General features: G+C 61.6%; 19 protein-coding genes. 10 read left to right on the top strand and 9 right to left on the bottom strand.

Features of this window, described 5'->3' with window-relative positions:
• Nucleotides 1–15: 15 nt before the first annotated feature.
• The 3 genes from K0P33_RS04350 to pbpC form a co-directional block, all read right to left on the bottom strand.
• Entirely contained in the window at nt 16–765 is a 750-nt protein-coding gene (locus K0P33_RS04350) for a methyltransferase (RefSeq protein ID WP_094949811.1), read from the bottom strand.
• Nucleotides 758–1,066 (bottom strand): MazG-like family protein, encoded by a 309-nt coding sequence (locus K0P33_RS04345; RefSeq protein WP_083355457.1) that lies wholly within the window; start codon nt 1,064–1,066, stop codon nt 758–760. The genes K0P33_RS04350 and K0P33_RS04345 overlap by 8 nt, the downstream gene beginning before the upstream one ends.
• Before the next feature lie 210 nt (nt 1,067–1,276).
• Nucleotides 1,277–3,589 carry a peptidoglycan glycosyltransferase PbpC gene (pbpC, locus tag K0P33_RS04340; RefSeq protein ID WP_277933794.1) on the bottom strand — a complete coding sequence of 771 codons (2,313 nt, stop codon included), beginning with the start codon at nt 3,587–3,589 and terminating at the stop codon, nt 1,277–1,279.
• A gap of 205 nt (nt 3,590–3,794) precedes the next feature.
• On the opposite strand from pbpC, the gene K0P33_RS04335 reads away from it, so the two are divergent.
• A complete protein-coding gene (locus K0P33_RS04335) occupies nt 3,795–4,085 on the top strand; it encodes a hypothetical protein (RefSeq protein WP_094949809.1) in 291 nt (96 codons plus the stop codon).
• Between the two features lie 140 nt (nt 4,086–4,225).
• Here the strand turns inward: K0P33_RS04335 and K0P33_RS04330 are convergent, their stop codons facing one another.
• Nucleotides 4,226–9,121, bottom strand: a complete 4,896-nt coding sequence (locus tag K0P33_RS04330) for an alpha-2-macroglobulin (RefSeq protein WP_242154191.1) — start codon at nt 9,119–9,121, stop codon at nt 4,226–4,228.
• Nucleotides 9,122–9,420: 299 nt separating this feature from the next.
• On the opposite strand from K0P33_RS04330, the gene K0P33_RS04325 reads away from it, so the two are divergent.
• Together K0P33_RS04325 and K0P33_RS04320 are read left to right on the top strand one after the other, a co-directional pair.
• Complete coding sequence (locus tag K0P33_RS04325; RefSeq protein WP_094949807.1) at nt 9,421–10,770, top strand: MATE family efflux transporter; 1,350 nt, start codon at nt 9,421–9,423, stop codon at nt 10,768–10,770.
• 210 nt (nt 10,771–10,980) lie between these two features.
• A complete protein-coding gene (locus K0P33_RS04320) occupies nt 10,981–11,355 on the top strand; it encodes a hypothetical protein (RefSeq protein WP_094949806.1) in 375 nt (124 codons plus the stop codon).
• A 17-nt stretch (nt 11,356–11,372) separates the two neighbouring features.
• Here the strand turns inward: K0P33_RS04320 and K0P33_RS04315 are convergent, their stop codons facing one another.
• The 5 genes from K0P33_RS04315 to K0P33_RS04295 form a co-directional block, all read right to left on the bottom strand.
• The gene (locus K0P33_RS04315) at nt 11,373–12,236 is read right to left on the bottom strand and encodes an alpha/beta hydrolase (protein WP_242154188.1); all 864 of its coding nucleotides are present in this window, start codon (nt 12,234–12,236) and stop codon (nt 11,373–11,375) included.
• Nucleotides 12,237–12,599: 363 nt separating this feature from the next.
• A complete protein-coding gene (gene speA, locus K0P33_RS04310) occupies nt 12,600–14,513 on the bottom strand; it encodes an arginine decarboxylase (protein WP_094949804.1) in 1,914 nt (637 codons plus the stop codon).
• 144 nt (nt 14,514–14,657) lie between these two features.
• Nucleotides 14,658–15,029 carry a translation initiation factor Sui1 gene (locus K0P33_RS04305; RefSeq protein ID WP_094949803.1) on the bottom strand — a complete coding sequence of 124 codons (372 nt, stop codon included), beginning with the start codon at nt 15,027–15,029 and terminating at the stop codon, nt 14,658–14,660.
• Nucleotides 15,030–15,211: 182 nt separating this feature from the next.
• Nucleotides 15,212–15,748 (bottom strand): NUDIX hydrolase, encoded by a 537-nt coding sequence (locus K0P33_RS04300; RefSeq protein WP_094949802.1) that lies wholly within the window; start codon nt 15,746–15,748, stop codon nt 15,212–15,214.
• A 2-nt stretch (nt 15,749–15,750) separates the two neighbouring features.
• Nucleotides 15,751–16,818, bottom strand: a complete 1,068-nt coding sequence (locus K0P33_RS04295; RefSeq protein ID WP_094949801.1) for a DUF2333 family protein — start codon at nt 16,816–16,818, stop codon at nt 15,751–15,753.
• 300 nt (nt 16,819–17,118) lie between these two features.
• Here K0P33_RS04295 and K0P33_RS04290 point away from each other — a divergent pair, with 300 nt between their 5' ends.
• The 7 genes from K0P33_RS04290 (at nt 17,119) to K0P33_RS04260 (ending at nt 25,847) form a co-directional block, all read left to right on the top strand.
• The gene (locus K0P33_RS04290; protein ID WP_094949800.1) at nt 17,119–18,789 is read left to right on the top strand and encodes a PleD family two-component system response regulator; all 1,671 of its coding nucleotides are present in this window, start codon (nt 17,119–17,121) and stop codon (nt 18,787–18,789) included.
• Nucleotides 18,790–18,842: 53 nt separating this feature from the next.
• Nucleotides 18,843–20,804 carry a methyl-accepting chemotaxis protein gene (locus K0P33_RS04285; RefSeq protein ID WP_242154186.1) on the top strand — a complete coding sequence of 654 codons (1,962 nt, stop codon included), beginning with the start codon at nt 18,843–18,845 and terminating at the stop codon, nt 20,802–20,804.
• Between the two features lie 296 nt (nt 20,805–21,100).
• Nucleotides 21,101–21,556: a type II 3-dehydroquinate dehydratase gene (gene aroQ / locus K0P33_RS04280; protein ID WP_094949798.1), complete on the top strand. Its 456-nt coding sequence runs from the start codon at nt 21,101–21,103 to the stop codon at nt 21,554–21,556.
• A 24-nt stretch (nt 21,557–21,580) separates the two neighbouring features.
• Nucleotides 21,581–22,039: an acetyl-CoA carboxylase biotin carboxyl carrier protein gene (gene accB / locus K0P33_RS04275; RefSeq protein ID WP_094949797.1), complete on the top strand. Its 459-nt coding sequence runs from the start codon at nt 21,581–21,583 to the stop codon at nt 22,037–22,039.
• Nucleotides 22,040–22,056: 17 nt separating this feature from the next.
• Entirely contained in the window at nt 22,057–23,418 is a 1,362-nt protein-coding gene (gene accC, locus K0P33_RS04270; protein ID WP_094949796.1) for an acetyl-CoA carboxylase biotin carboxylase subunit, read from the top strand.
• Between the two features lie 299 nt (nt 23,419–23,717).
• Nucleotides 23,718–24,596, top strand: a complete 879-nt coding sequence (gene prmA, locus K0P33_RS04265) for a 50S ribosomal protein L11 methyltransferase (RefSeq protein ID WP_094949795.1) — start codon at nt 23,718–23,720, stop codon at nt 24,594–24,596.
• Nucleotides 24,597–24,626: 30 nt separating this feature from the next.
• Nucleotides 24,627–25,847 carry a DUF3426 domain-containing protein gene (locus tag K0P33_RS04260; RefSeq protein WP_094949794.1) on the top strand — a complete coding sequence of 407 codons (1,221 nt, stop codon included), beginning with the start codon at nt 24,627–24,629 and terminating at the stop codon, nt 25,845–25,847.
• The last annotated feature ends 158 nt before the right edge of the window (nt 25,848–26,005 follow it).

The following is a 26,005-nucleotide window of genomic DNA, read 5'->3' as shown; positions in this document are numbered from 1 at the left end:
CGCAGACTGGGCCGCTTAAACCGGACGGCAGATCCAGTGCAAATAACGCCCAAGTCCGGCAAAGCTTGGGTGACGACGGTGAGCAAGTTCCATCTCCAACAAATCCTGTAAATCGACGCGGGCCTGGAATTCCACCGGCATATAGTCGTGGAACACCCGAACGCCACTTTGGCTTTCGACCTGCCAAAGCCCCTCGAGTTGCGCCGCCAACTCACGTGGGTCGAGCGGCTGTTGCGGGGTGAGGCTCTGTTTCTCGCCGGCCATGTCGTTCTTGCGCATTTTGCGGAAGTGGCCTTTGAGCAGGTTGCGGTAAATCAGCGCATCGCGGTTATAGAACGCCAGCGACAGCCAGCCACCGGGCACCGTGAGCTGGTGCAGCACCGGCAGGATCGCATGGGGTTCGGCCAGCCATTCCAGCACGGCGTGGCACAGCACCAGGTCGTAAGGTTCGGTGAGTTGGCCGAGCAGCTCTTGCCAGGGCGCATGGATAAAGGTCGCGGTCTGGCCGGCGTCGGCGAAGCGTTGGCGCGCGCCGTCGAGCATTGGCTCGGCGGGCTCGGCCAGGGTCACCTGATGGCCGCGTTCGGCCAGCCACAGCGACATATGCCCCAGGCCCGCGCCGATATCCAGCACACGCAACGGGCGGTCTGGCAGGGCTTCGGCGAGGTCGGCCTGCAGCACTGCCAGGCGGATTGCACCTTTGGCACCGCCGTAGATTTTTTCAGCGAAGCGCGTGGCCAACTGGTCAAAATGACGGTCACTCATGGGCAAACCGCCGTTCGCTGTCGGCCAGTTTGGCGCGCACCACCTCGTTCATGTCCAGGCCCAGCTCACTGCACAGCAACAGCAGGTACAACACGATATCGCCGACTTCCTGCCCGGCGTGGGCGAGTGTGTCGGCGGGCAGCTGGCGCGATTGGTCTTCGGTCAGCCATTGGAAGATTTCCACCAGCTCGGACATTTCCACGCTGGCAGCCATGGCCAGGTTTTTCGGGCTGTGGAACTGCTTCCAGTCGTTGTTATCGCGGATGCGGTGCAGGCGTTCGGTGAGGTGTTCGAGGTTCATGCGGGGGCTCCTGAAGGTGTATAGCTTCGGGGGGATCAGGGATGAAGGCAAGTGAATCCCGGTGGTGTGTTTGAGGACGCCTTCGGGAGCAAGCCCCTTCCCACCTTTGAATCGGTGCAGATCAAATTGGGGAGGAGTTGCTACGGGCGCTATCGCAGGCAAGCCAGCTCCCACATTTGATATGTGTTCGCAGGCAGGGGCGATGCTTGGCTAGTCGACGACGCTGAATTCGAGGCGGGCGGTTTGGCCGGCTTCGTCGAGGACGCTGAGCTGGTAGCGGCCGAGCTGTTCGAAGCTGGCGTTGATGCTGTCCTGGTTGGCGCTGTCGCCCAGTGGCGCGCCGTTGAGGAACCACCAACGTCGGCCACTGCCGCCGAGGGCGGAGATTTTCAGGCGCAGGGTTTGTTGGCTGGCGGCGGGCAGGCGCAGTTGATCGCCTTCGCGTACGCCGACGATGGACAGTGGTGATGAGGCGGCCAGCGCCGGCGGTGGGCAATCGGGGTCGGCGGGCGGAATGCGTGCTTCACGGCGCTCCACCCTTGGCAGCCAGGGCTCCAGCGGTGCAGGCCACAGGGCGATGTTTTTTGACACGGCGCCAGGGCAATGCGCGTCCACCCGCAGGCCTTTGGCATTGACCCACACGCTTTCCATCAAGCCCACACTTAACGGCTGATCCAATGCCTGCAAGGTCGGTGGCGTGGTGTTGTCCAGCGTCCAGGCAAAGCGTTGACGACGGCAATTGGGGTCGCTGCGGCTCATGGGCTGGCCCAGCGGCCAACAGATCGCCGCCACGCCGACATTGGCGGGCACCGGTTTGACGGGCGCGCTGATCCCGCGCTGGCTGTCGCGGTTGGTCAGCACGTCGTGCACCTGCAACATCAACGGCGCTGCCGAGGCCAGGCCGAACTGCCCCGGCACCGGCGTGCCGTCAGGTCGGCCGATCCACACGCCGATCAAGTAGCGCGGCCCCACGCCAATTGCCCAGGCATCGCGAAAGCCGTAGCTGGTGCCGGTTTTCCAGGCCAGCACCGGGCGCTGCACCAGCTCGGCGCGCGGGTCGCGGTCGGGCCGCGCTTGCCCGCTGAGGATGCGCCGCACAATCCAGGCGGACCCTGGCGACAGTAAAGGCCGTTCTTTAAGCGTATCGTCCGGCTGTAATCGAATAGCAGCACTCCTGCCGTCGCGGGCAAACGCGCTGTAACCGCTGACCAAGTCTTCCAGGCGGCTGCCCGCGCCGCCCAGAATCAGCGCCAGGTTCGGTTCGGCCAGCGCGGGCAGCGCCAAGGGCACGCCGCCGATGCGCATCTCGGCGGCAAACCGCTTCGGCCCGTAGGCTTCCAGCAGCTGCACCGCCGGCAGATTCAGCGAACTGGACAGCGCCGTGCTCGCCGGCACCGCGCCGCTGAAGCCCATCGAAAAGTTGCCCGGCCGGTAATCGCCATAGCGCCGAGGCACGTCCTGCAACAGCGACTCGGAGTGGATCAACCCATCGTCCAGCGCCATGCCATAAAGAAAGGGTTTCAAGGTGGAGCCGGGCGAGCGCAGCGCACTGATCATGTCCACATGGCCGAAGCGCTTGGCGTCATTGATATCCACCGAACCGAGGTAGGCGCGCACGGCCATGGTTTCTTCCTCCACCACCAGAATGGCAGCGGAGGTGTGTTCCGGCAGCCGCGCGCGCCAGCCCAGCAGCAAGTCTTCAAGACGGCGTTGCAGGGTGGCATCCAGGGTGGTGCGGATCAGCGGCGGGCTGTCGGGGCGGTTCAGACGGCGGGCGAGCAAGGGCGCCAGGCTCGGTTCCAGGCGCGGGGCCAGCAGCAACGGTTCTTCCAGGGCTTCATCCACGGCCGATTGCGGCCACACCTGAAATTCAGCAAGGCGGCGCAGCACTTTGTCGCGGGCCTGCTGGGCGCGTTGCGGGTGGCGATCCGGGCGCAGGCGGCTCGGCGCCTGGGGCAACACGGCGAGCAACGCAGCTTCGGCGTGGGTCAGTTGGGCTGGAGACTTGCCCAAATACGCCCAACTGGCCGCCGCCACGCCTTGCAACGTGCCACCAAACGGCGCGCGGTTCAGGTACAGGTTAAGAATCTCGTCCTTGGACAAATGCCATTCCAACTGCGCGGTGCGCCACAGCTGACGCAGCTTGCCGTGAAAGGTCCGCGAATGCGGGTCGAGCAACCGCGCCACCTGCATCGACAAGGTGCTACCGCCCGACACCACGCGCGCGCCGGTCAGGTTCTGCCACGTCGCCCGCACCAGCGCCAGCGGGTTCACGCCGGGGTGCTCATAGAACCAACGATCCTCGTAAGTGAGCAGCGCATCCAGGTAATACGGCGACACCTCACTCGTCTGCACCGGGTAGCGCCACACACCATTGGCATCAGCAAAGCGCCACAACGGCGTGCCATCCTCAGCCAGCACCACCCGAGCCAAATCATCCTTGGGCAGCGGCAACGGCCAAATCCGATCAGCCAGCCACAACAGCACAATCAGCAACAACACAAAACCCACGGCCACGCGCAGTAAATGTGGGAGCTGGCTTGTCGGGTCGCCGCATCGCTGCGATGACGGCCTATCAGTCAACTCACTCACAACTGCCCCGCCACGGCCACAACAAATCGCAAATTCAACACCGCAAACCTCTATGCTTCATGGAACTAGCCGCGACCCATCGCGACCAAAGGCTCAGTGTTGGCAATTTCGTCCACTTATTCATCGAGACACACCTATGCAAGCAGACTTTTTCGGATGGCTGGGTAACACAATCGGCTTGATCATCCACTACATCGTCGAGTTCTTCAGCGGGCTGTTCAACATGCTCACCAACGCCGGCGGCAACTTCGTCGAAGGCATGTCCCGCGCACTGGGCATGGACACCTCGATCATCAGCATCATCACCTTGATCGTTGGCCTGCTCTTCCTGTACTCAGCCGTACGCGCCTTCATGCGCGCCTCGATCATCGCAGGCGTCATCTGGCTAATGCTCGGCCTGTGGCTACTCAGCTGGGTAGTCCACTAACCTCACAACCCACCCCGATCCCCTGTGGGAGCTGGCTTGCCTGCGATAGCGGTACATCAGGAACCCAATGTGCTGGCTGGCCCACCACTATCGCCGGCAAGCCAGCGCCCACATTTGAACCCAGTTCCTTCAGCCAGACCTCAGCGGCCTTTAATCACCAAATCCGCCGGCGTCTCCCCCACCGCCTGCCAGTTCGGCCGGTACATCGACTCCACCTGCGGCGGCGGTACCCGATAAGTGCCCGGCGTCACCGCCCGCGCCAGGTACAACAGGTGCGTGGTGCCAGAGCCATCCAGATTCATCGCCGCCACATACCGATCATCGCGAAACTCCTGGTGCTTGAGCGAGGCGTTCTGCATCGACTCGCGCCATTCCTTCACCTGGCTGCTGGCGTTTTCCAGGCTGGCCGCGCTTTGCGCCAGGTTCTGGTTTTCCAATTCCAAGCCCGCAGGCAACAGGTCCACCACCAAGGCATCCGGCACACGCTGCTTGGCGCTGACGGCCAAATGCACCAGTACCAAATCACCGCTATTGACGTTACGCAGGTTCAGCGGCTGGCCGTTCATGCCCAGGTATTCGCGCCGAATGCTCAGGTTGTCACCGCCAGCTGCCGGTGGCACCTGTGGATAACCCGAGATCGTCAGCTGCTGGTACACCGGCGCCTCGCTTTGATTGCTCAAGGTCAGGTCGCTGGACAGCAACTTGCCTTCCAGCGCCAGCGTCGACTGTTGGTTATTCAACTCATGCACACCGCCGCTGCCATCGAGCAGCACCTTCCAATCGGCCTCAGGCTGCGCAAACCCAAGACGCCCGGCCAGGAACAGCGAGTTGCGCTCTTGAGTCGAGAGATACGGGCTGGCCGCCAACTGGTCCGACAGCGTGAACAAACGATCCTCGCGCTTACCCTTGGCCAAGTCGTTCTCTTCAAGCAGTGCCAGGATCATCGCCTGATCGCGCAACGGGCTGCCGTAGTCGGCCAGCCACTCTTTGGCGTTGCGCTGCGCCGCGAGCCCAGCGAGCAAGGCTTGATCAGCACGTGGCTGGTCGCCCATTTTTTGCAGGGCGATGGACAGCTGCACCAACGGCAACCCGGAACGCGCATCGCTGCGACGCTCGAAAATACTGCGCAACGCCCCCAGTGGCGCCTGCTGACTGCGCGCCAACACCATGCCGGCGTAGGCCTGCACGGCAAAGCGGGTGTGGTCGGCGTTGTCGCTGTAATCCACCTCGATCAGGTTGCGCTCCTGCACGTAACGCAGCAGGCGCTCACTGGCTTTCTTCAGCGCCTCGGGCGGCACGGCAAAGCCTTGGTCACGGGCGCGCAGCAGGAAGTCGGTGACGTAGGCAGTCAGCCAATATTCCTCTTCGCCATCGGCGCCCCACAAACCAAAGCTGCCGTTGTAGCGCTGCATACCCAGCAAGCGTTCGATGCCCAGTTCGATCTTGCGTTTGCGCTCGCTGTCCGACTCGCCCTTGACGCCCAGGCGCTTGAGCAATGCAGCGTCGGCATACAACGACGGGTACAGGCCGCTGGCGGTCTGCTCCAGGCAACCATAAGGGTAAGCCTTGAGCGCACTGATCTGCGCGCCGAGGTTCAGCGGTGGCCGGCTCGACAGGCTCAGCAGCGCTTCACGCCCCGAGGTATCGAACTGATCCAAGGTGCCGACCGGCAGGCTCCACGGCTGATCCTTGAGTACCGCGCGGTAATGCTTGAGCAACGCCGGGTAGGCCGGGCGCACGCCCAAGGTCCATTCGCGGCTGAACGGCGGCAGGTTTTCACCCGGCAGATCCAGGCCATTCACCGTGACCTTGACCTTGCCCTGCCCCAGTCCGCCCCAGGCCTTAACGGGGATGCGCAAGGTGGTGCGCTGGCCTTGTTTCAACTCAACGGATTGCGCACCACTGTTGACCAACTCCAACTGCCCTTCGGCGCTCAGTTGCACGTCGAGTTTCTGTGCTTTGCCCGATAGGTTGGACAGGTCCAGCGCTAACGTCGTCTGGTCACCACCGGCCAGGAAGCGCGGCGCCGACAGCTCGGCAATCAGCGGCGCGGCAATTACCGTCTTGCCTTCGGCCATGCCATAACGATCATCACTCCAGGCCTGGGCCATCAGGCGCAATTCGCCATTGAAGTCCGGGATATTGACGCTGACTTCGCCCTCGCCCTGTTCATTGAGTGTCACCGGCGCGCTTTGCAGCGCAACAATAGTCACGCTGGTATCCGGGCGTTTACCGCCCTTGGCCAGCGCAGCATCACCACCGAAAGCCAGGCTGGCCAAACGGCCCTGGCCAGCTTCGATCAACTGGCCGTAGATATCGAATTGATCAACGCCATACGCCTTGCGGCCAAACAGGCTGGAGTACGGGTCCGGCGTGGGGTATTCGGTGATATTGAGGATGCCCACGTCTACGGCCGCCAACAGCACATGCACCTGTTTCGGCACGCTGCCGTCGGCATTCTTGGCGACGATCTTCACCGTCAGCGGTTGTTTGGGGCGCATTTTTTCCGGCGCGGTAAGGGTCAGGCCAAGTTTGCGCTGGGTACGGTCCAACGGCAGGTGCAGCAGGCCCACGGCACGTTTTGGGGTGATATTGGCTTTGCGCTCACCCGGGCGAATCACCAGGGCGCTGACGTACAGGTCATGGCGCGACCATTTCGGGTCGAGCTTCACGGCGAAGCTTTTGCCTTCGGCCGGCACCTCGATTTCCTGCCACCAAAGCGGCCCTTCGCTGGATTCCACCAGCAAGTAGCCTTTACCGGCTGCAGGCGGCGTGACGGTGACGTTGGCGGTGTCGCCGTCGCCATAGGCAGGTTTATCCAACGCCAGCTTGACCTGATCCGGGCGCACGGCGCCGCCTTCGGTGTTGTCCTGGGCCTGGTAACCGGCCCAGAACCGCAGGCTGCTGACCAACCCGGTTTGCGGGTCTTCGACCTCGACGCGGTACGGGCCCCACTCCACCTGGAAGCTGACCTTGGCAGTGTCGCCGGCCTTGATGTTCAGGGTCTGTTCGTCGAGGTTGAGGAATTTCTCGTTGAAGTGATAGCTCCAGCCATCACTCTCCGAGTAGTTCCAGTAGTAGTCGCGGCGCTCACGCACCAGGCGCACTTTGAGGTTCTGCGCGGCGAGTTTTTGCCCGTCCTGGTTGGCCACCAGCACTTCGAACTCCGCCGGGCCGTCGCCATTGGTTTCCTTGCCGTCGAACAAGCCACGCAAGCCCGGCAGTTGCTCAGCCGGCCAGATCGGCTGCACCAGGCGCCGAGTGATCGGCCGCCCGCCCGACTCTTGCAGGCTGGCTTGCACGATCAATTGCAGCGGTGATTTGGCGTCGGCCCATTTGCTTTCCAGGGTCAGTGCTTCCTGGCCCTTGGCGTCGAGTACGCTTTCGTCCAGCTCGAAATCCTGGCTCAGCTCTTCTTCGGTCACGGAGCCGAACTGATAACCCGGCAGTGATTTGACCGCTTCACGCAACGGGCGCACGTAGACTTGCCCACTGACCCGGTTACCCGACGCCGGCGCACCGTAGAGGTAGCGGCCGTTGACGTGGATCACCGGGTTATCCGCCGGGCTCAAAGCCGTGTCGCTGCCCTTGAGTTCCAGCGCCAGGCGCTCGGGCAGGAAGTCTTCGACGAGGAATTCATACAGCTGTGGTTTGCCATCGCCCAGGTCGAACACCAACTGCCAGCGCCCGGTCGGGGCTTCAGCGGCCAGTTGCAATTGATATTGATAGAGGCCGGACGCATCGGCATCCCACACGAACTTACGGCTTACTTGCTCATCCGGGCGACGCACTTCGACGCTCACCGGCTGCGGCTTGACGGCGTTGCCATCCTTGTCGCGCAGCAGGGCGTTGAGCAGCACGGTTTCGCCGGGGCGATACAGGTCACGTGGGCCGAACACAAAGAACTGCAGCGGGTGCGCCGGCTGGCCGCCGATATCGAACTCGGCCAAATCCAGCGCCGCACTGTCCAGGCGCAGCATGCTGGTTTGGTCGCCAAGTTTTGCCAGCAACACCTGGGCTTTTTTCGGTAGCGGCAACTCAGCATGGCCGCCCTTCTCAGTCTTGCCCTGGCCCAGCACACGGCCTTCGGCATCCAGCACTTCGAGGTCAACGCCATCCAGCGCTTTGCCGCCTTCAAGCGCCTGGGTAAACACATCCAGGCGATTGGCGTAACGGTGCACCGACAGGCCGATATCACTCAAGGTGAACAGCGTGGCCGGTTGCGAATAATTGTAGGTGCCCGAGGCGCGCATCACCGCCAGGTACACGCCCGGCTGTTGCAATTGCTTGAGGCCGGCGATCGGCAGCAACAGGGTTTCGCGCGTGTTGCGCGCCGGGTTCAGGTCGAAACGGCCGCCGTAGACCAGGTCAGCCATCGGCAGCAGCTCGCGGGATTCGTAGCTTTGCAGGCTGGTATTGCGCCCCCACTGAGCGAGGAATGACGGCAGGGATTCGGGTTTGATCCGGAAGAATTCGACGTCGATCTTGTCGACGTTCAGCGCGATCACCGGCAAGCCTTCAGCCAGACGCGTCGGCAGCAAGGTGCCGCGGCTGGCAAAGCCGACGGTGGCTTGCAGGTCGCGGGTTTCCAGGCGCGTGCTGTATTCGGCGGCAAGCTTATTATCGTTGACCGCCTTCACACCGGCGTCGACGGTCAGCACCAGCTTGCGCTGCGGTTCGAGGTGGCGCAGGCGCAATTCCATCAAGTTATCGGAAAGCTCCCAGGCGCCATCGACCTTGCCGGACTTGCTGTCGACCAGATGGAGTTTATCGGCGAACTTTTGATCGGGACTCAACGGAATGGAAAAACTCACCGACAAGGTGCTGGCCCCGTCCAACTGGACTTCGGACACGTCCACCACGCTCAACTCACGGCCGGCATAACGCTGCTTCAACGCCGCCACATCCACCGCCGCCTTGACCGGTTTCGGCGCGCTCGACACCGTTGGAGTAGGCGGTGCAGCCGGTTTGTCGGAGGAATCGCAAGCGCTCAGCAGCGCCAGCGCACAGGCAAGGAACAGTCCTTTGTTAAGCATTGGGGCACTCGTAGTGAGAGGGATCCGAGGGGTGAACTATATATCAGCCCGAGTGGGGCCGATGGGGTACTGGTCACATTGACCGACGGAGGGTGGTTTGGTTCTGGGCCCTCTCTTATCCCAGCCAAATCCCACAGCCATTGGAGATCAACATGTGGGAGCTGGCTTGCCTGCGATAGCGGTGTATCAGCTATCACAACGTTGACTGAACGGCCGCCATCGCAGGCAAGCCAGCTCCCACATTGATTCTGCTGCGTGGCTGATGGGTGGGTACAATGCCGCTCCCCAAAGGAGCCCAAATGACAACCCTGCTCACCGACTGGCGCCACCGCCCCACCCACCGCCGCGTCTGGGCCCTGGCCGCGCCGATGATCCTGTCCAACATCTCGGTGCCGCTGGTAGCCCTGGTGGACAGCATGGTCATCGGCCACCTGCCCCACGCCCACCAACTGGGTGCCGTGGCCGTCGGTGCCAGCCTGTATACCTTCCTCGCCTGGGCCATGGGCTTTCTGCGTATGGGCTCCACCGGGTTCGCCGCCCAAGCCGCCGGGCGAGATGATGGCGCCGCACTGCGGCAAATCCTGCTGCAAGGTTTGCTGCTGGCGCTGGGCCTGGCGATGTTGCTGGGCACGGTCGGCATCCCCCTGAGCCATCTGGCCCTGGAGTGGATGCAGCCTTCCCCCGAACTGAATCAACTGACCCGCGATTTTTTCCACACGCGCCTGTTCGGCTTGCCCGCCGCCTTGGCCAGCTACGCCTTGGTCGGCTGGTTCCTGGGCACACAAAACGCCCGCGCGCCGCTGGCGATTCTGCTGACCACCAACCTGGTCAACATCGCCTTGAACCTGTGGTTCGTCCTCGGCCTGGATTGGGGGGTGGTCGGCTCCGCGCGCGCCTCCGTCATCGCCGAATGGACCGGCGCCCTGCTCGGCCTGGCGCTCACACAAAAAGCCCTGCGCGCCTATCCCGGGCACATCGCCTGGGCGGCGTTAACGCTGTGGCAAAGCTGGCGCCCGCTGCTGGCGGTGAACCGCGACATTTTTATCCGCAGCCTTGCCCTGCAATCGGTGTTTTTCATGATCACGGTGCAAGGCGCACGCCTGGGCGATGCCACCGTGGCGGCCAATGCGCTGCTGCTCAACGGCCTGCTGCTGACTGCCCACGCTCTGGACGGTTTGGCCCACGCCGTTGAGGCGCTGTGCGGGCATGCCATTGGCGCACATGACCGTCAGGCGCTGCGCCGTTCATTGGTGGTCGCGTGCGGCTGGTCGCTGATCGCCAGTGTCGGCTTCGCGCTGTTGTTCACCTTCGCCGGCCACCTGTTTATCGCCATGCAAACCGACATCCCCAGCGTGCGCGAAACCGCCGACATGTACTTGCCCTATCTGGCCGTGCTGCCTTTGATTGCGGTGTGGAGTTACCTGTTGGACGGCCTGTTCATCGGCGCCACCCGCGCGCGGGAAATGCGCAACGGCATGCTGCTGACGGTGCTGTTGGTGCTGCCGTTCGCCTGGGCGCTGCAGAGCCTGGGCAACCACGGCCTGTGGATAACCTTTCTGCTGTTCATGGCCTTGCGCAGTCTTACGCTGTGGGTGATCGCTTGGCGATTGAGCAAAAGGAACGAATGGCTTGGCGCTTCGACCTGTTAGTTCTCACAGGTTACAAAAGCCCGTCATCGGCGTTGAATGGAGGTGGGCCCTGAAGAGCGATAAATTCAGGCCCCAACCTTCTTGCAACCCAGGGACGAACCCACATGGGCGGCAATAGCACCGAGACCTCAACGGTGTACAGCCTGTACCGTCAAAAATATCGAGAAAAATAAGCAACGCAGACATCTATCCTTTCAGGAAGGACCCGACATGGATCGCAAAAGCCCCGCCGTTTTCACCGCCGTTTTGGTCAGCGTTTTCATGCAAGTGGCCAACGCCGACTCCGCACCGACGCAAAACGTGCCCGATGGGCAAGTTTTCATAGCGCCCGTACAGGCACCCGAAACCCCTGCTACAACCGTTGTCCTCAAACCGGTGGAAGTACGAAATAACAGCACGTTCGTGGTCTCTGTATTCCAAAAAGGCAAGAAGGAAACCCTCCAGCCTAACGGCATATTGACCATGGACTTGAGCAATGGCGTCATCACGCTGTCCACCACAACCAAAACGGACGCCGTGAAGTTCATAACACTGTCAGGCAAAACCGGTGCCTGCCAACAGGAAAACTGCCTGACGTTACAATAAGCCTTGGCGTTATCGGATCAATCGCCCGGCGTGAACCTGATAAATGCGGTTACCCGATCCAGCACCGGCGCCAGCCATCGTAAGGGCCGGGAGATCGACGCCACCAACGTCGCGTGGTTGGTCTTGGTGAAGTAAAACTCTTCAACCGGCACATCTGCCGCGCGCAACTTCTTCGCCAGCCCGCCGGTATTGCGCGTGGGGTTGACCAGGCTGTCGGACGTCGAGGCAATCAACAGGCTCGGCGGTGCTCCGGCACTGACATGGTTGATCGGCTGGGAATCGGGCGGTGAGTCGGGAAAGAAAAACACCGGTTTCACGTCAGGGTTGTCAATCGGCAGGAAGTCATACGGCCCGGCCAGGCCGACCCAGCCTTTGAGCATCGATGGCGACATATTCACTTCGCCAAGCCAGCGCGCATCCAGCGCCAACATCGACGCGTTGTAAGCACCCGAGCTGTGGCCCATCAGGTAGAGCTGCTTGGGGTCGGCGCCGTAGTCGGCGATGTGCTGATAGGTCCAGGCGACGGCCTGGGCGTTGTCCTGTAGGAACAGTGGGTAACGCACTTGCGGGTAGAGCCGGTAATCGGCAATCACCACCACGATGCCGCGTGAAGCCAGGGCTTCGCCGACAAAACCGTAGTCATCCTTGGCGCCGCTGTTCCAGCTGCCGCCGTAGAAAAACACCACGACAGGGGCGTTGGGCGAGGCCTTGATCGGACGGTAGATATCGAGTTTTTGGCGCGGGTCATCGCCGTAGGCAATGGAGGCGGTTTTGGTGAAGGTGCTGGAGGGCGTCAGTGCATTGAGCACTTTGATTGGGGAGCACGCGGCAAGCAGCGCGGCGAATGCCAGGGTGAAGGCTTGCAGGAATTTACTCGACATCGTTCAGACCTCACACAGAAGGTACTACCAAACGAAGATCAAAATGTGGGAGCCGGGCTTGCCCTAATGCCGTTCAGTTAAGCGCAGATCCCCTGTGGGAGCGGCGGTGCGACGATTCGACTTGCCCGCGAAAGCGGTGGGTCAGTCAACATCCATGTTTGCTGGGCCGACGTCATCGCGGGCAAGCCCGCTCCCACATTTAATTTTCGCTGCTTTGGGCATTGCGTTCGCTTAACTGAACGGCATTAGGGCTTGCCCGCGATGCAGGCACCGCGATCGATCAAACGGTCCGCGGTGATGCTATCGCAGGCAAGCCAGCTCCCACACAAGCCCGGCTCCAACATTAGAGCCGGGTCACTTCAGTTACGACGACAGGTACGAAGACCGCGTCAAACCCAACCGCAACGCATCCAGAAACTGCGTACGCTCCGCCGCACTGATCTTCGCGCTCGCGCACTTGTCACGGTAATGCGTCATCAACTCCTCCGGCGACAAGTGCACATAGCGCAGCATGTCTTCGATGGTGTCGTGGGTTTCGATCCCGGCGCTGTACACAGACCCGTCTTCACGCTGGTAGATGTTCACCGAGTCGGTGTCACCGAACAGGTTGTGCATGTCGCCGAGGATTTCCTGGTAAGCGCCGACCAGGAAGATGCCCAGCAAGTAGTCTTCACCGTCGTTCAAGGCGTGTACCGGCAGGCTGGTCTCGATGCTCTGCTCGTCGACGTATTGCTTGATCTTGCCGTCGGAGTCGCAGGTCAGGTCCTGCAATACCGCACGGCGCAGCGGCTCTTCGTCGAGACGGTGCAACGGCAGAATAGGCAATACCTGGCCGATGGCCCAGGTGTCCGGCAGGCTCTGGAACACCGAGAAGTTGCAGATGTACTTGTCGGCCAGCTTGTCATTGAGTTCGTCCAGCACCTGGCGGTGCGAGCGCTGGCGGGCTTTCAACGAGTTGTGCAGGCGGCGGCACACGGCGAAGTAGCACTGTTCGGCGAGGGCTTTTTCCGCCAGGGTCAGTTTGCCGTCGGCGTACTGGGTGGCCACGTCGCTCATGTAGTGCGTGGCGCGCCAGTAGGTCTCGGTGACCATTTCAATGTCGGTCGGGCCCAGCAGGTCCACCAGCCATTGCACGGTTTCCGGCAGGTTTTCCTTGTTCTCGATCAGCGGGATTTCGTCGTTGTGCTTCTCGACGTCGGTGACTTGCACCACCAGCATGGCGTGGTGGGCGGTCAGGGAGCGGCCGCTTTCGGAGAAAATGTTCGGGTGCGGCAGGCTCTGCGCGTCGCAGAATTCCTTGAGCATGCCCACGACCACACCGGCGTAGTCGTCCATGTCGTAGTTGATCGAGCTGGCGTTACGCGAGTGCGTACCGTCGTAGTCCACGCCCAAGCCGCCACCGACGTCGATGTGGTCCACCGGCAGGCCGAGGTTGCGCAGTTCGCCGTAGTAACGAATGGCTTCCTTGAACCCGTGCTGGTAGTCGGCCAGGTTGGCGATCTGCGAGCCCATGTGGAAGTGCAGCAGGCGGATGCCCTGGTCGAGGCCGGCGTCGCGGAAGCGCTCGACCACCGACAGCAGTTGCGCCGCCGACAAACCGAACTTGGACTTCTCACCACCGGTGTCCGCCCATTTGCTCGACGCCAGGGACGACAAGCGCACGCGCAGGCCGACCTGTGGCTTGACCTTGAGGTTGGCGGCCTCTTCGATCACCAACGCCACTTCGGATTCTTTCTCGATCACGATGAACACGTTGTGGCCGAGCTTCTGGCCCATCAGCGCGAGGCGGATGAACTCACGGTCTTTGTAACCGTTGCAAACGATGGTGCCGCCCTTCGGCGCCAGGGCCAGCACGGCCAGCAGCTCAGGCTTGGAGCCGGCTTCCAGGCCGATGGACACGTCTTGGGTGGCAATGATGTTCTCGATCACCGCTTCCTGCTGGTTCACCTTGATCGGGTACAGCGCGGTGTACTTGCTCTGGTATTCCAGGCGCTCGATGTTGGCGTCGAATGCACCGGTCAGCTGGCGCACGCGGTCTTGCAGGATATCGGGGAAGCGCACCAGCAACGGCAAGGACAGGCCGCTCTTGCGCAGCTCGTCGACTTGCTCGTACAGATCGACAGGCGTGCTGTTCGGGCCGTTCGGACGGACTTCAACGCGACCGGCTTCATTGATCGCGAAATACCCGGCCCCCCAATGGCGAATCCCGTAAACACTGCGGCTGTCCGCAACTGTCCATTGGCTGCCATCGTCTTTGCGTGTGCGTCGTACGGACATCGAAGTCCCCTATAAATGAAGGCGAAGGCGCCGCCCCTGGTTTGAGGCTGGCGCAGTCTAAAGAATGAAAATGACGATTTGCCTGTGAGCAAGGTAAGACCTCACTCGCAGGACAGAGTTTAGACACAGGTTGGGAAGAGGCTTTCAGCCGCCGGACTTCTTGGCCTTGTACCCGAGCTTGATCAGCTCGGCCAACAGCAACTCGACGTGATCGCCCTGAATCTCGATGACCCCGTCTTTCAACGCGCCACCGGTGCCACAGCGCTTTTTCAGCGTGGTGGCCAATTCCTTGAGAGCGTCTTCTGCAAGCGGCGCGCCGGTGATGGTGGTCACCGTCTTGCCGCCACGGCCTTTACTCTCGCGTCGCACGCGGGCAATGCCGTCGCCTTCAGGGATCAGGGTTTGTTTGCAGGTGCACGAATCCACGGGCTGACGACAGTCCGGGCAGTGTCGACCTGCGTCGGTGGAAAATACCAGGCCACCAAGGGCGGCGAAGGATGCGGCTTTTTTGGCCACCGGCAATCCTCTTGGGAGGACAAAGACTGATCGGTGCTCGCAATGAGGATCACCGACCGCGAAGCCCCACTCAGGCAGGGGCAGCGCTACCGAACCGCAAAGGTGGTTCGGGGGAAAAGTCGCGCAGTGTAACGGCAAAAAGCCGACTTGCTAAGAGCCAAATAGCGCCAATTTATGCAACTTTAGCGACGCGAGGCCAGATAGCGCCGCAAGCCCTCTTGAGCGTCCGGGCAGTAAGGCTTTTGCTCAGCTTCCTGTAGGACAATTTCTATGGGTAAAAAGCGCGCCTCCATGACTTCCTCCGGCTGCAGGTGCAACGGGCCATCCCAGACCGCCGAGTAGGATTTGCACCAGAGCCGACTGTCGCCATCCTCAAAGTAGAAATGGTCATGCTCGGTCAATTGCACACCCGCCACCCCAAGCTCTTCTTCCAGCTCGCGGGCTGCCGAATCAGCGTAGCTCTCGCCTGCCGCGACCATCCCACCCGCCGCCGTGTCCCAGAAGCCGGGGTACATGGCTTTGCTCAGGGTGCGCCGATGCACACACAGCTCACCGGCTGAATTGAACAGGAAAATAAAGGTGCAACGGCCGATAAGGCCGCGCTGGCGAAGGTCGGACCTGACGAGGGTGCCGAGCAGGTTGTCCTGCTCGTCGACCCAATCGATCAGTTCAGCATCAGAGGCCGCGCGGTGCGCGGCCTCGTTGTGACTAGCGTCCATCATCAACCCTGGTTGAGGAGCTGACGCAAGTCGATCACTGCGGCGTTTGCCCGGGAAATATAGTTGGCCATGACCAGCGAGTGGTTGGCGAGGATGCCAAAGCCACTGCCGTTAAGAATCATAGGACTCCAAACCGGCTCCTGCGAGGCCTCCAGCTCACGAATGATCTGGCGCACGCTGACGGTGGCGTTTTTCTTGGCCAGCACGTCGGCAAAGTCGACTTCGATGGCGCGCAACAGGTGGGACAGTGCCCACGCCTGGCCACGGGCTTCGTAGAACACGTTGTCGATCTGCATCCATGGGGTTTCCACCACTTCCTCATCGAGCTGCGGCACTTCACCCGGCGCCAGGGCTTCGGTTTTCAGCGCGGTGTTCAGTTTCACCCGGCCAACACTGGCCGACAGGCGTTGCGACAACGAACCTAAGCGGGTAGCGACGTCCCCCAGCCAGTTGTTCAGGTTGTCGGCGCGGGCATAGAACAGCGCGCCGCGTTGGTTCGGGTCTGACAGGCGTGCTTCGTAGCGGCTCAGGGAGTTAATGCCTTCCTGGTACTCCGACTCGCTGGACGGCAGCACCCAGCTCTTGTTGTCGAAGTTGAAACGCGGCTCGGCCTTGGCCAAGTCGGCGTCTTCAGCCGACTGCGACTGGGAACGGGCGAAGTCTTTACGCAGCGCACGGGTCAGGTCACGCACCTGCACCAACACGCCATATTCCCAGCTCGGCATGTTGTCCATCCACAAGCCTGGCGGGAAACGGTCGTTGGAAATGTAGCCACCAGGCTTGTTCAGCAAGGTGCTGACCACGGTCTTGAGGGTTTCGACGGTGGTGTAGCCCACCACCATCTGCTTGCCTTCCTTCTCGGCGGCAAGCTGGGCATTTTGCTGGACCGGGAACAGCGCGGGCTCTTCGCTCCAGTACCAACCCAGGCCGCCGGTGACCAACAGGTACAAACCCAGCACGCTGAGCACGGCTCGGCTCATCACCAGGTTGCGAACGTAGCTACGGTTGGCCGACTTGGGCTCAGGGGCGGGGCCTTTGGCAGTGCCTGCGCGGTTTTTCCAGTCCAGCATGGCGATATCCTTTCAATCACTTGAGTTCATGCACGTCATTTATCCGGGTGCGTTCAAACACTCCGACCACAACCCTACCCCATCGTGCCCATCGGCGCGGGGCTTTTAACCGAAAGCGGCGCATGGGAGGAAGTAGGACTATAAAGGATGCACGTTTTTTACGCTGCGCGACCATCAAGTCAAAAATTGAATGGCACAGACTTGTACTTAATTGACGTATGACACTCATGTAAGAGAAAAGAGGTGCTAGCATAGAGCCATCAGTCGACCTCAGCATGCAGCCTAACTAGTAGTCAGGATATGACCGAGTCAGAAGACCCGAGCCGTGAGCGTCTCAAGCACCATTTTGCCCAGCGGGTAATTCATCAGGCACGTCAAATTCTTGAGATCTGGCAGCGCCTGCAACGCAGCGAATGGTCGAACACCGATTTGTCCGAACTCAGCGAAGCCAACCTGCGCCTGCTGCGCTTTGCCGAGCGTTTCGAACAGCCAGAGCATGGCCAACTGGCGCGGCATATTGGCGAATCGCTCAAGGTGGTCGATGAAAATCGCGGCCGCCTGAGCAGCCAAGTGATCACCGAGCTCAACCGCCTGATGCAGCGCCTGTCCCGCACCGGCCTGCGCCAGGGCGACCAGCTGGAACAAACCTTCCTGCCGCCGATGCGCAAACCGATCTACGTGATGCTGGCCGATCACGACCGCGCCGAACGTCTGGCCAAGCAGCTGGAATTCTTTGGCATGAGCGCCCAGCCCCTCGACAGCGTGGCGGCGTTTCGCGCCTCCCTGGCCGAGCGCCTGCCCTCTGTGATCGTAATGGATGTGGATTTCTGCGGCCCTGGCCTGGGCCTCACGCTCGCCGCCGAAGCCCAGGAAGGCCTGGAACAAAAGCTGCCGCTGCTGTTTTTCAGCCTGCATGAAACCGACACGCCGACGCGCTTGGCCGCCGTGCGCGCCGGCGGTCAGGAATTTCTCACCGGCACCCTCGAGGCTTCGAGCCTGCTGGAAAAAATCGAAGTGCTGACCTGCGTCGCTCAGTACGAGCCGTATAGAGTGCTGATCATCGACGACTCGCGCGCCCAGGCCCTGCACACCGAGCGCCTGCTCAACAGCGCCGGCATCGTCACGCGCACCTTGATCGAGCCGATCCAGGCGATGGCCGAGCTGGCGGACTTCCAGCCGGACCTGATTATCCTCGACATGTACATGCCCGCCTGTACCGGCACCGAACTGGCCAAGGTAATTCGCCACAACGACCGTTACGTCAGCGTGCCAATCATCTACCTGTCGGCCGAAGACGACCTGGATAAGCAGTTGGATGCCATGAGCGAAGGCGGCGACGACTTCCTCACCAAGCCGATCAAGCCGCGCCACTTGATCACCACCGTGCGCAACCGCGCCGCCCGCGCACGCAACCTCAAGGCGCGGATGGTCCGTGACAGCCTGACCGGGCTGTACAACCACACCCATATCCTGCAATTGCTCGAAGACTGCAGCTTCCGCGCACGCCGCGAGAACAAGCCGTTGAGCTTTGCCATGCTCGACATCGACCACTTCAAGCGGGTCAATGACAGCCACGGCCACCCGATGGGCGACCGTGTGATCAAGAGCCTGGCGCTGTTTCTCAAACAGCGTTTGCGCAAGACCGACTACATCGGCCGCTACGGCGGTGAAGAATTCGCCATCGTGATGCCCGACACCGACCTGGAATCGGCCTGCAAGGTGCTGGACGAAATCCGCGGGCGTTTTGCCGAAATTCATTACCCGGCCCAGCCGCAGGATTTGTGGTGCACCTTCAGCGCCGGGCTGGTGGAGCTGTGCGACGGCTCCGACAGTTTGATGATGGCCGCCCAGGCGGATGAGGCGCTATACCGAGCCAAGAACGCCGGACGTAACCGCGTGCAAGCCGCGCGCACGTCAAAGCAAAGTGCCACCTTTTCACCGGAATCCACTGAATCCGTCATAACTCTGTAATGGAAACGCAATAACTTCAGGCACTTATCTTTTGCTGTCGGTTGAAACCACGCATGCGCCTGAAGCTGCTGACCAATCTGAATACCCTCCTTCTGGTGGCCGTGTGCCTGGCGCTTGGAGCGACGCTGTGGTGGTCGCAACGGGCGCTGGAGCGGCCTTATTTGCTGATGGAACGCTACCTGGGCCTGTCGCAAACCTTTCAGAACCAAGCCGCGCGCAACATCGACGACTATTTGGCCAGCGGCGATGCCCTGCGCTTGAGCAGTGCCGGCCAGAGCCTCGAAAGCCTGTTGCAGCACTTGGACGAACTGCCCGCAGAGCTGGGGCAAAACCTGCGTCCCAGCCTGGTAGACCTCGATACCTTCAGCAAAACCGACCTGCTGGCCGCCGGCAAACTGGCCGGCGACCCGCAAGCCCTGCTGTTGCAAGCCGAACGCGAATTGGGCGCGAACCTGGAGCAACTGAGCCAGTACGCCATGGGCGTCAACTCGCCCGAGGCCTCGCGTTATCTGCCGCCGTTGCTGGCCGCGTCCCAGCACTTGGGCAAGCTGTCCCTGGCCCGCGACAAGCTGGTGAGCAGCGGGCGCGCGGAACTGGCGGATGATGTGGAGCGCGAAGTCGCCAGCATCCGCACCCAGGCGGACCTCTTGGCGCAGCTGCCGTTGCTCGGCGTTAAGGCCAGTGCCGAGTCCAACACTGATGACTTTTCCGCCATGATGGGCCTGGAAAACACCGAGAAAACCGAAGCCCAAGACACTGGCGTCGACCTCAAGCGCGAACTCAACAGCCTGCTGACCCGCTACCCCGCCGAACTCAAACGCACCCGCGACCAGATCCAACTGCGCACCGCGCTGGCCGACAGCACCCATGTGAAAATCGCTACCGTGCAGCAAGCCATCGCTGGCCTGGAGCCGGTAGTGCGCGCGCAACACGCCAAGATCCAGGGCGAAGTGCGCCTGATGCAAGGCGTGATGATCGGCCTGATTCTGCTGATCGCGCTGCTGATCGACACGCTACAAAGGAAGCTGGCGCGCGTACTCACCAACCTCGCACCCGCCTTGTCGACCTGGGCCGAAGGCGACTTCAGCCGACCGATTGCCTTGGGCAAGACCAACCGCGAGCTGCACGATATCGAAGCCTCGCTCAACCGCCTGCGCGCTTATCTGGTCGATTTGGTCGGCACCATTCGCGGCAATGCCGAAGAAGTGGCCGGTAGCAGCCGCGCCCTCGCCGAGCTGAGCAGCGGTCTGCACGACGGTGCCGAGCGCCAGGCCGGGGACACCGCGCAGATCCGTGATTCGCTGGGTGAACTGGAGGCGACCATCCAGCAAGTGGCCGGTGATGCCAGCCAGGCCGCCGGTGCCAGCCGCAGTGCGGGCCAGGCCGTGGAACAGGGCCAACGCGTGATCGGCCTGAGCCTGACCGGGCTGCATGCCCTGGTGGGCGAAGTGCAGCAAAACGCGCAGATGATCGAAAAACTCGCCGAAGAATCCGCCACCATTGGCGGTGTGCTGACGGTGATTCGCGCGATTGCCGACCAGACCAACCTGCTGGCGCTCAACGCCGCCATCGAAGCTGCGCGTGCCGGTGAGGCCGGGCGCGGGTTTGCCGTGGTCGCCGATGAAGTGCGCTCGCTGGCGCAACGCACCGCCGGCGCCACGGCCGAAATCCAGACGCTGATCGCCGGCCTGCAAACCGCCGCCCACCAATCGGTGCAAGGCATGCGCACCCAGGTCGAACACGCCGAAGCCACTGCCCAGCAAGCCCAGGCGGCGGACGGTGCCTTGGATGAAATCGTCGGGGCTATCCAAACCATTTCCGACACGGCGGTGCGCATCGCCGATGTAACCGCACAGCAAAGTGGCGCCGTCAGTGAGATTCGCGATAACAGCGAGCGGATTCACCAGCTGGGTGAGGACAATTTGCTGCGCATTGGCCAGGGCCGTCGCCAAGGCGAACACCTGCTGGTGCTGGGCGGGCAGCTCAACACGGCCGTGCAAGCCTTCCGCGTCTGACCCAATCGCCCGTCATGCGGAGATTAAAATGTGGGAGCGGGCTTGCCTGCGATAGCGGTATGCCTGTGCAAGATAGGCTGGCTGACCTGCCGCTATCGCAGGCAAGCCCGCTACCACAGTGGATCCGCGCCGATTTCGGGCCGTCTTACCAATGACCGGAATCTGACCCGCAGTCACAAATTTTGCGCAATCCTCGCTAATCGTGCCGCCTACTGCATAGAACTGGACAGTCACAAACGCTTTGCGGCATAGTCGCCGAGTTCTGCCGTACCCACATCAATAACAAGGAACAGCCGATGGCGACCTTATTGGTTCTTCACGGGCCCAACCTGAACCTGCTCGGCACCCGCGAACCGGGCGTCTACGGGGCAGTGACCCTGGAACAGATCAACCTCGATCTGGAACAGAGGGCTCGTGATGCCGGCCACCATTTGCTCTACCTGCAAAGCAATGCCGAGTACGAATTGATTGATCGCATCCATGCCGCGCGCGGCGAAGGCGTGGACTTTATCCTGATCAATCCCGCCGCTTTTACGCACACGAGTGTTGCATTACGTGACGCGCTGCTGGCGGTGAGCATCCCATTCATCGAAGTGCATTTGTCCAACGTGTACAAACGCGAACCTTTCCGCCATCACTCTTACTTCTCCGACGTAGCGGTAGGAGTGATCTGCGGCCTTGGCGCCAGCGGTTACCGACTGGCCCTGGAGGCCGCCCTGGAACAGCTTGAACAACCGGCCAAGCGCCCCTGACCGACCCTTGGGAGTTGATGATTCATGGATATCCGTAAAGTTAAGAAACTGATCGAACTGCTGGAAGAATCCGGTATCGACGAGCTGGAAATCAAGGAAGGCGAGGAGTCCGTACGGATCAGCCGTCACAGCAAGACCCCAGCCCAACAGTTCTACGCACCGCAAATGCAAGCACCGGCTCCAGCGGCTGCTCCAGCCGCCGCACCTGCTGCTGCAGCGCCTGCCGCACCGGCTGCGCCTGTACTGAACGGCTTCGTGGTCAAGTCGCCAATGGTCGGTACGTTCTACCGCACCCCGGCACCAACCTCGCCAGCCTTCGTTGAAGTCGGCAAGACCGTGAAAGTGGGCGACACCATCTGCATCGTTGAAGCGATGAAAATGATGAACCACATCACGGCTGAAAAAGCCGGCGTCATCGAATCCATCCTGGTAGAAAACGGTCAGCCGGTTGAGTACGACCAGCCGCTGTTCACCATCGTTTGAACCGCGGAGCGCCTTCGATGTTGAAACCTGCGAAGAAACTGCAAAAAGTCCTGATCGCCAACCGCGGCGAGATCGCGCTGCGTATCCTGCGCGCCTGTAAGGAAGAGGGCATCAAGACCGTCGCTGTTTACTCGACGGCCGACACCGAATTGATGCACGTGAAGCTGGCCGACGAGGGCATCTGCATCGGCCCGCCACTGGCGACCAACTCGTACCTGAAAGTCTCCAACATCATCGCGGCCGCTGAAGTGACCGGCGCTGATGGCATCCACCCGGGCTACGGCTTCCTCGCGGAAAACGCCGATTTCGCCGAACAGGTGGAAAAATCCGGGTTTGCCTTCATCGGCCCGAAAGCCGACACCATTCGCCTGATGGGCGACAAGGTATCGGCCAAGGACGCCATGATCGCCGCCGGCGTACCCACCGTTCCAGGTTCCGACGGCCCACTGCCTGAAGACGAAGAAACGGCTCTGCGCATTGGTCGTGAAGTCGGCTACCCGGTGATCATCAAGGCCGCCGGTGGCGGTGGTGGTCGCGGCATGCGCGTGGTGCACAAGGAAGAAGAGCTGATCGAAGCCGCCAAACAGACTCGCTCTGAAGCGGCTGCCTGGTTCGGCAACCCGATGGTCTACCTGGAGAAGTACCTGACTAACCCACGTCACGTGGAAGTGCAGGTTCTGTCCGACGGCCAAGGCCACGCCATCCACCTGGGCGACCGCGATTGCTCGCTGCAACGTCGTCACCAGAAGGTACTGGAAGAAGCACCGGCACCGGGCCTGGATGAAACCGCGCGCCAGGAAGTTCTGGCTCGTTGCGTCAAGGCCTGCATCGACATCAACTACCGTGGCGCCGGTACTTTCGAGTTCCTCTACGAGAACGGCCGTTTCTACTTCATCGAGATGAACACTCGTGTGCAGGTAGAGCACCCGGTGTCGGAGATGGTCACCGGTATCGACATCGTCAAGGAGATGCTGAGCATCGCCGCCGGCAATGTGCTGTCCTTTACCCAGGACGACGTAAAGATCCACGGCCACTCCCTGGAGTGCCGGATCAACGCCGAAGACCCGAAAACCTTTATCCCAAGTCCAGGCCTGGTCAAGCATTTCCATGCTCCAGGCGGCAACGGCGTTCGCGTCGATTCGCACCTGTACAGCGGCTACAAGGTTCCGTCCAACTACGACTCGCTGATCGGCAAGCTGATCACCTGGGGCGCTACCCGCGACGAGGCCATGGCCCGTATGCGTAACGCCCTGGACGAAATCGTGGTTGACGGCATCAAAACCAACATCCCACTGCATCGGGATCTGGTTCGTGATGAAGGCTTCTGCGAAGGTGGTGTGAACATTCACTACCTGGAACACAAGCTGGCTAACCAGTAAGTGTTCCCCCAACAAAGCCGCCTTCGGGCGGCTTTGTTGTTTCTGGGCTATCAAGAACAGCACAAAATCCTGTGGGCGCTGGCTTGTGTGGGAGCTGGCTTGCCTGCGATAGCATCGCACCGGTACCAGGAAAGACCGAGGCGCCTGCATCGCAGGCAAGCCCGGCGCCCACATAAGCCCTTCCCACATTTGGACTGAGTGTGCAGTCAGCACAGTCGTCTTCTGCACGCCGCTCGCGTAAACTTGCGCCCTTTCGCGACCCAGCCGGTCGCACACTCATTTTTTCAAAGGTGCCCGCCATGCCTTGGCTGCAAGTCCGTCTCGCCATCAGCCCAGAACAAGCCGAAACCTACGAAGACGCGTTCCTCGAAGTGGGCGCCGTGTCGGTGACCTTCATGGACGCCGAAGACCAACCGATCTTCGAACCCGAACTCAACACCACGCCGCTGTGGTCCCACACCCACTTGCTGGCCCTGTTCGAAGACGGCACCGATGCCGCCGCCGTCCTGGCCCATATGCAACTGCTCACCGGTAGCCCGCTGCCCGAGCATCACAGCGAAGTGATCGAAGACCAGGACTGGGAGCGCAGTTGGATGGACAACTTCCAGCCGATGCGTTTCGGCCAGCGCCTGTGGATCGTGCCGAGCTGGCACGCCGCGCCTGAGCCAGAGGCGGTCAACCTGCTGCTCGACCCGGGCCTGGCGTTCGGCACCGGCACCCACCCCACCACCGCGCTGTGCCTGGAATGGCTCGACGGCCAGGACCTGGCCGACTGCAACGTGCTCGATTTCGGCTGCGGCTCAGGGATCCTGGCGATTGCCGCCCTGCTGCTGGGCGCCAAGCAAGCCGTAGGCACGGACATCGACGTGCAAGCCCTGGAAGCCTCCCGCGATAACGCTGGGCGCAACCACATCCCTGAGGGCAAATTCCCACTCTACCTGCCGGAGCAACTGCCCCAGGTGCAGGCCGATGTGTTGGTGGCCAACATCCTCGCAGGGCCACTGGTAGCCCTGGCGCCGCAGCTGTCGAGCCTGGTCAAGCCAGGTGGCCGCCTGGCGCTGTCGGGCATCCTCGCCGAGCAAGGCGAAGATGTGGCGGCGGCCTATGCTAAGGACTTCGAGCTGGACCCGATCGCCAACCGCGATGGCTGGGTACGCATCAGTGGGCGTCGGCGCTAGAATGAGCGCTTGCCTGAATCGGATGGCCGCATGACCGACAGTTTCGTCACCCAGTGCCCACATTGCCAAGCGCGTTTTCGCGTCAGCCACGCTCAATTGAACGTGGCCCGTGGCGTGGTACGTTGCGGCTCGTGCCTGCAAGTGTTCAACGCGATTCGCCAGTTGCTGGAGCAGCGTGCCGGGGCATCAGCGTCGAAACCTGAACAGCCAGCTGCGGTTGAACCAGCGGTTCAACCGACGCCCAAGGCAGCCCCCGCAATACCAAGGGCCATCAGCCAGAAACAGTGGGCCGCCGAAGACCTGGACCTCGACAACCTGGACCTCGACGAAGAACTGGCCAAGCTGGAACGCCGTCAGGCAAACGTCGACCGCCGGCAACCTGAGGACTCACTCAGCGCCACCCGCGGCACCGTTAAGGCCGACGAAGAAAAATGGGCCGCCAGCCTGTTCAGCGAACCGCCTGAAGAACGCCCCCAAGCGCCCGAAGACGAGCCTGAACCGGCGGCTGCGACCAAGCAGCGCACCGAGCCATCGATGTCGTTTCACACGGGCGATATCGACAAAGAGCCGCTGTTGCGCTCCTCCCCTGACGATGACGACTTCGACCCGCCGTTCACGCCCCTGACCCATGCCGTGGACGAGCCCGAGCCTGAAGAACGCCCTCAGCCGCGTCGCAAGCGCCCGCGCCCCGATGCCGGCCTTCACGACGCCGTCCTCCAGGACCTGGAAGACGACCCACTGCATCTTTACGCGCAGAAACGTCCGTCCGGCTGGGGCCGTCGCCTTATCTGGATCATCCTGGTTTTGTTGGCTGCTGCGGGCCTCGCAGGCCAGTACATCGCCTATCAATTCGACGAACTGGCCCGCCAGGACGCCTACCGCCCATGGTTCCAGCAACTGTGCCCCACACTGGGCTGCACCGTGCCATCACGGGTCGATATCGCACATATCAAGAGCAGCAACCTGGTGGTGCGCAGCAACCCGGAGTTCGCCGGAGCGCTGGTGGTGGATGCAATCCTCTATAACCGCGCGACGTTCTCCCAGCCCTTCCCGCTGCTGGAACTGCGCTTCGCCGATTTGAACGGCGGACTGATTGCCAGTCGTCGCTTCAAACCGGCCGAATACCTGAGTGGTGAGCTTGCCGGAGTGAGCGAAATGCCTTCGCAGACACCGATCCATATCTCCTTGGACATACTCGATCCAGGCAATAAAGCCGTGAATTACAGCCTGAGTTTCCACTCGCCCGAGTGAGGCGCCACACGCGTCGAGGTTTGACGGCAGATTATTGACTGGGCTGCGCAACCAAACCAGCGGCGATAAAGAAATAACTGTTCAGATTTTATCCAATTCAGCCTTTATCCAGTCATCGAGAGCGGGTATCATGCCAACCCTTTTTCGAACTCTAATGA

It is taken from the genome of Pseudomonas sp. ArH3a (genome assembly GCF_022648765.1).
Lineage (GTDB): Bacteria > Pseudomonadota > Gammaproteobacteria > Pseudomonadales > Pseudomonadaceae > Aquipseudomonas.
Note: the sequence above shows the minus strand (reverse complement) of the source record. Positions and strands in the feature narration are given on the sequence as shown.

What these genes read in the sequence shown, in the direction of transcription:
- K0P33_RS04350 (WP_094949811.1), bottom strand. Translation starts at nt 765, where the DNA reads ATGAGTGACCGTCATTTTGACCAGTTGGCCACGCGCTTCGCTGAAAAA.
- K0P33_RS04345 (WP_083355457.1), bottom strand. Translation starts at nt 1,066, where the DNA reads ATGAACCTCGAACACCTCACCGAACGCCTGCACCGCATCCGCGATAAC.
- K0P33_RS04335 (WP_094949809.1), top strand. Translation starts at nt 3,795, where the DNA reads ATGCAAGCAGACTTTTTCGGATGGCTGGGTAACACAATCGGCTTGATC.
- K0P33_RS04330 (WP_242154191.1), bottom strand. Translation starts at nt 9,121, where the DNA reads ATGCTTAACAAAGGACTGTTCCTTGCCTGTGCGCTGGCGCTGCTGAGC.
- K0P33_RS04325 (WP_094949807.1), top strand. Translation starts at nt 9,421, where the DNA reads ATGACAACCCTGCTCACCGACTGGCGCCACCGCCCCACCCACCGCCGC.
- K0P33_RS04320 (WP_094949806.1), top strand. Translation starts at nt 10,981, where the DNA reads ATGGATCGCAAAAGCCCCGCCGTTTTCACCGCCGTTTTGGTCAGCGTT.
- K0P33_RS04315 (WP_242154188.1), bottom strand. Translation starts at nt 12,236, where the DNA reads ATGTCGAGTAAATTCCTGCAAGCCTTCACCCTGGCATTCGCCGCGCTG.
- speA (WP_094949804.1), bottom strand. Translation starts at nt 14,513, where the DNA reads ATGTCCGTACGACGCACACGCAAAGACGATGGCAGCCAATGGACAGTT.
- K0P33_RS04300 (WP_094949802.1), bottom strand. Translation starts at nt 15,748, where the DNA reads ATGGACGCTAGTCACAACGAGGCCGCGCACCGCGCGGCCTCTGATGCT.
- K0P33_RS04295 (WP_094949801.1), bottom strand. Translation starts at nt 16,818, where the DNA reads ATGCTGGACTGGAAAAACCGCGCAGGCACTGCCAAAGGCCCCGCCCCT.
- K0P33_RS04290 (WP_094949800.1), top strand. Translation starts at nt 17,119, where the DNA reads ATGACCGAGTCAGAAGACCCGAGCCGTGAGCGTCTCAAGCACCATTTT.
- K0P33_RS04285 (WP_242154186.1), top strand. Translation starts at nt 18,843, where the DNA reads ATGCGCCTGAAGCTGCTGACCAATCTGAATACCCTCCTTCTGGTGGCC.
- aroQ (WP_094949798.1), top strand. Translation starts at nt 21,101, where the DNA reads ATGGCGACCTTATTGGTTCTTCACGGGCCCAACCTGAACCTGCTCGGC.
- accB (WP_094949797.1), top strand. Translation starts at nt 21,581, where the DNA reads ATGGATATCCGTAAAGTTAAGAAACTGATCGAACTGCTGGAAGAATCC.
- accC (WP_094949796.1), top strand. Translation starts at nt 22,057, where the DNA reads ATGTTGAAACCTGCGAAGAAACTGCAAAAAGTCCTGATCGCCAACCGC.
- prmA (WP_094949795.1), top strand. Translation starts at nt 23,718, where the DNA reads ATGCCTTGGCTGCAAGTCCGTCTCGCCATCAGCCCAGAACAAGCCGAA.
- K0P33_RS04260 (WP_094949794.1), top strand. Translation starts at nt 24,627, where the DNA reads ATGACCGACAGTTTCGTCACCCAGTGCCCACATTGCCAAGCGCGTTTT.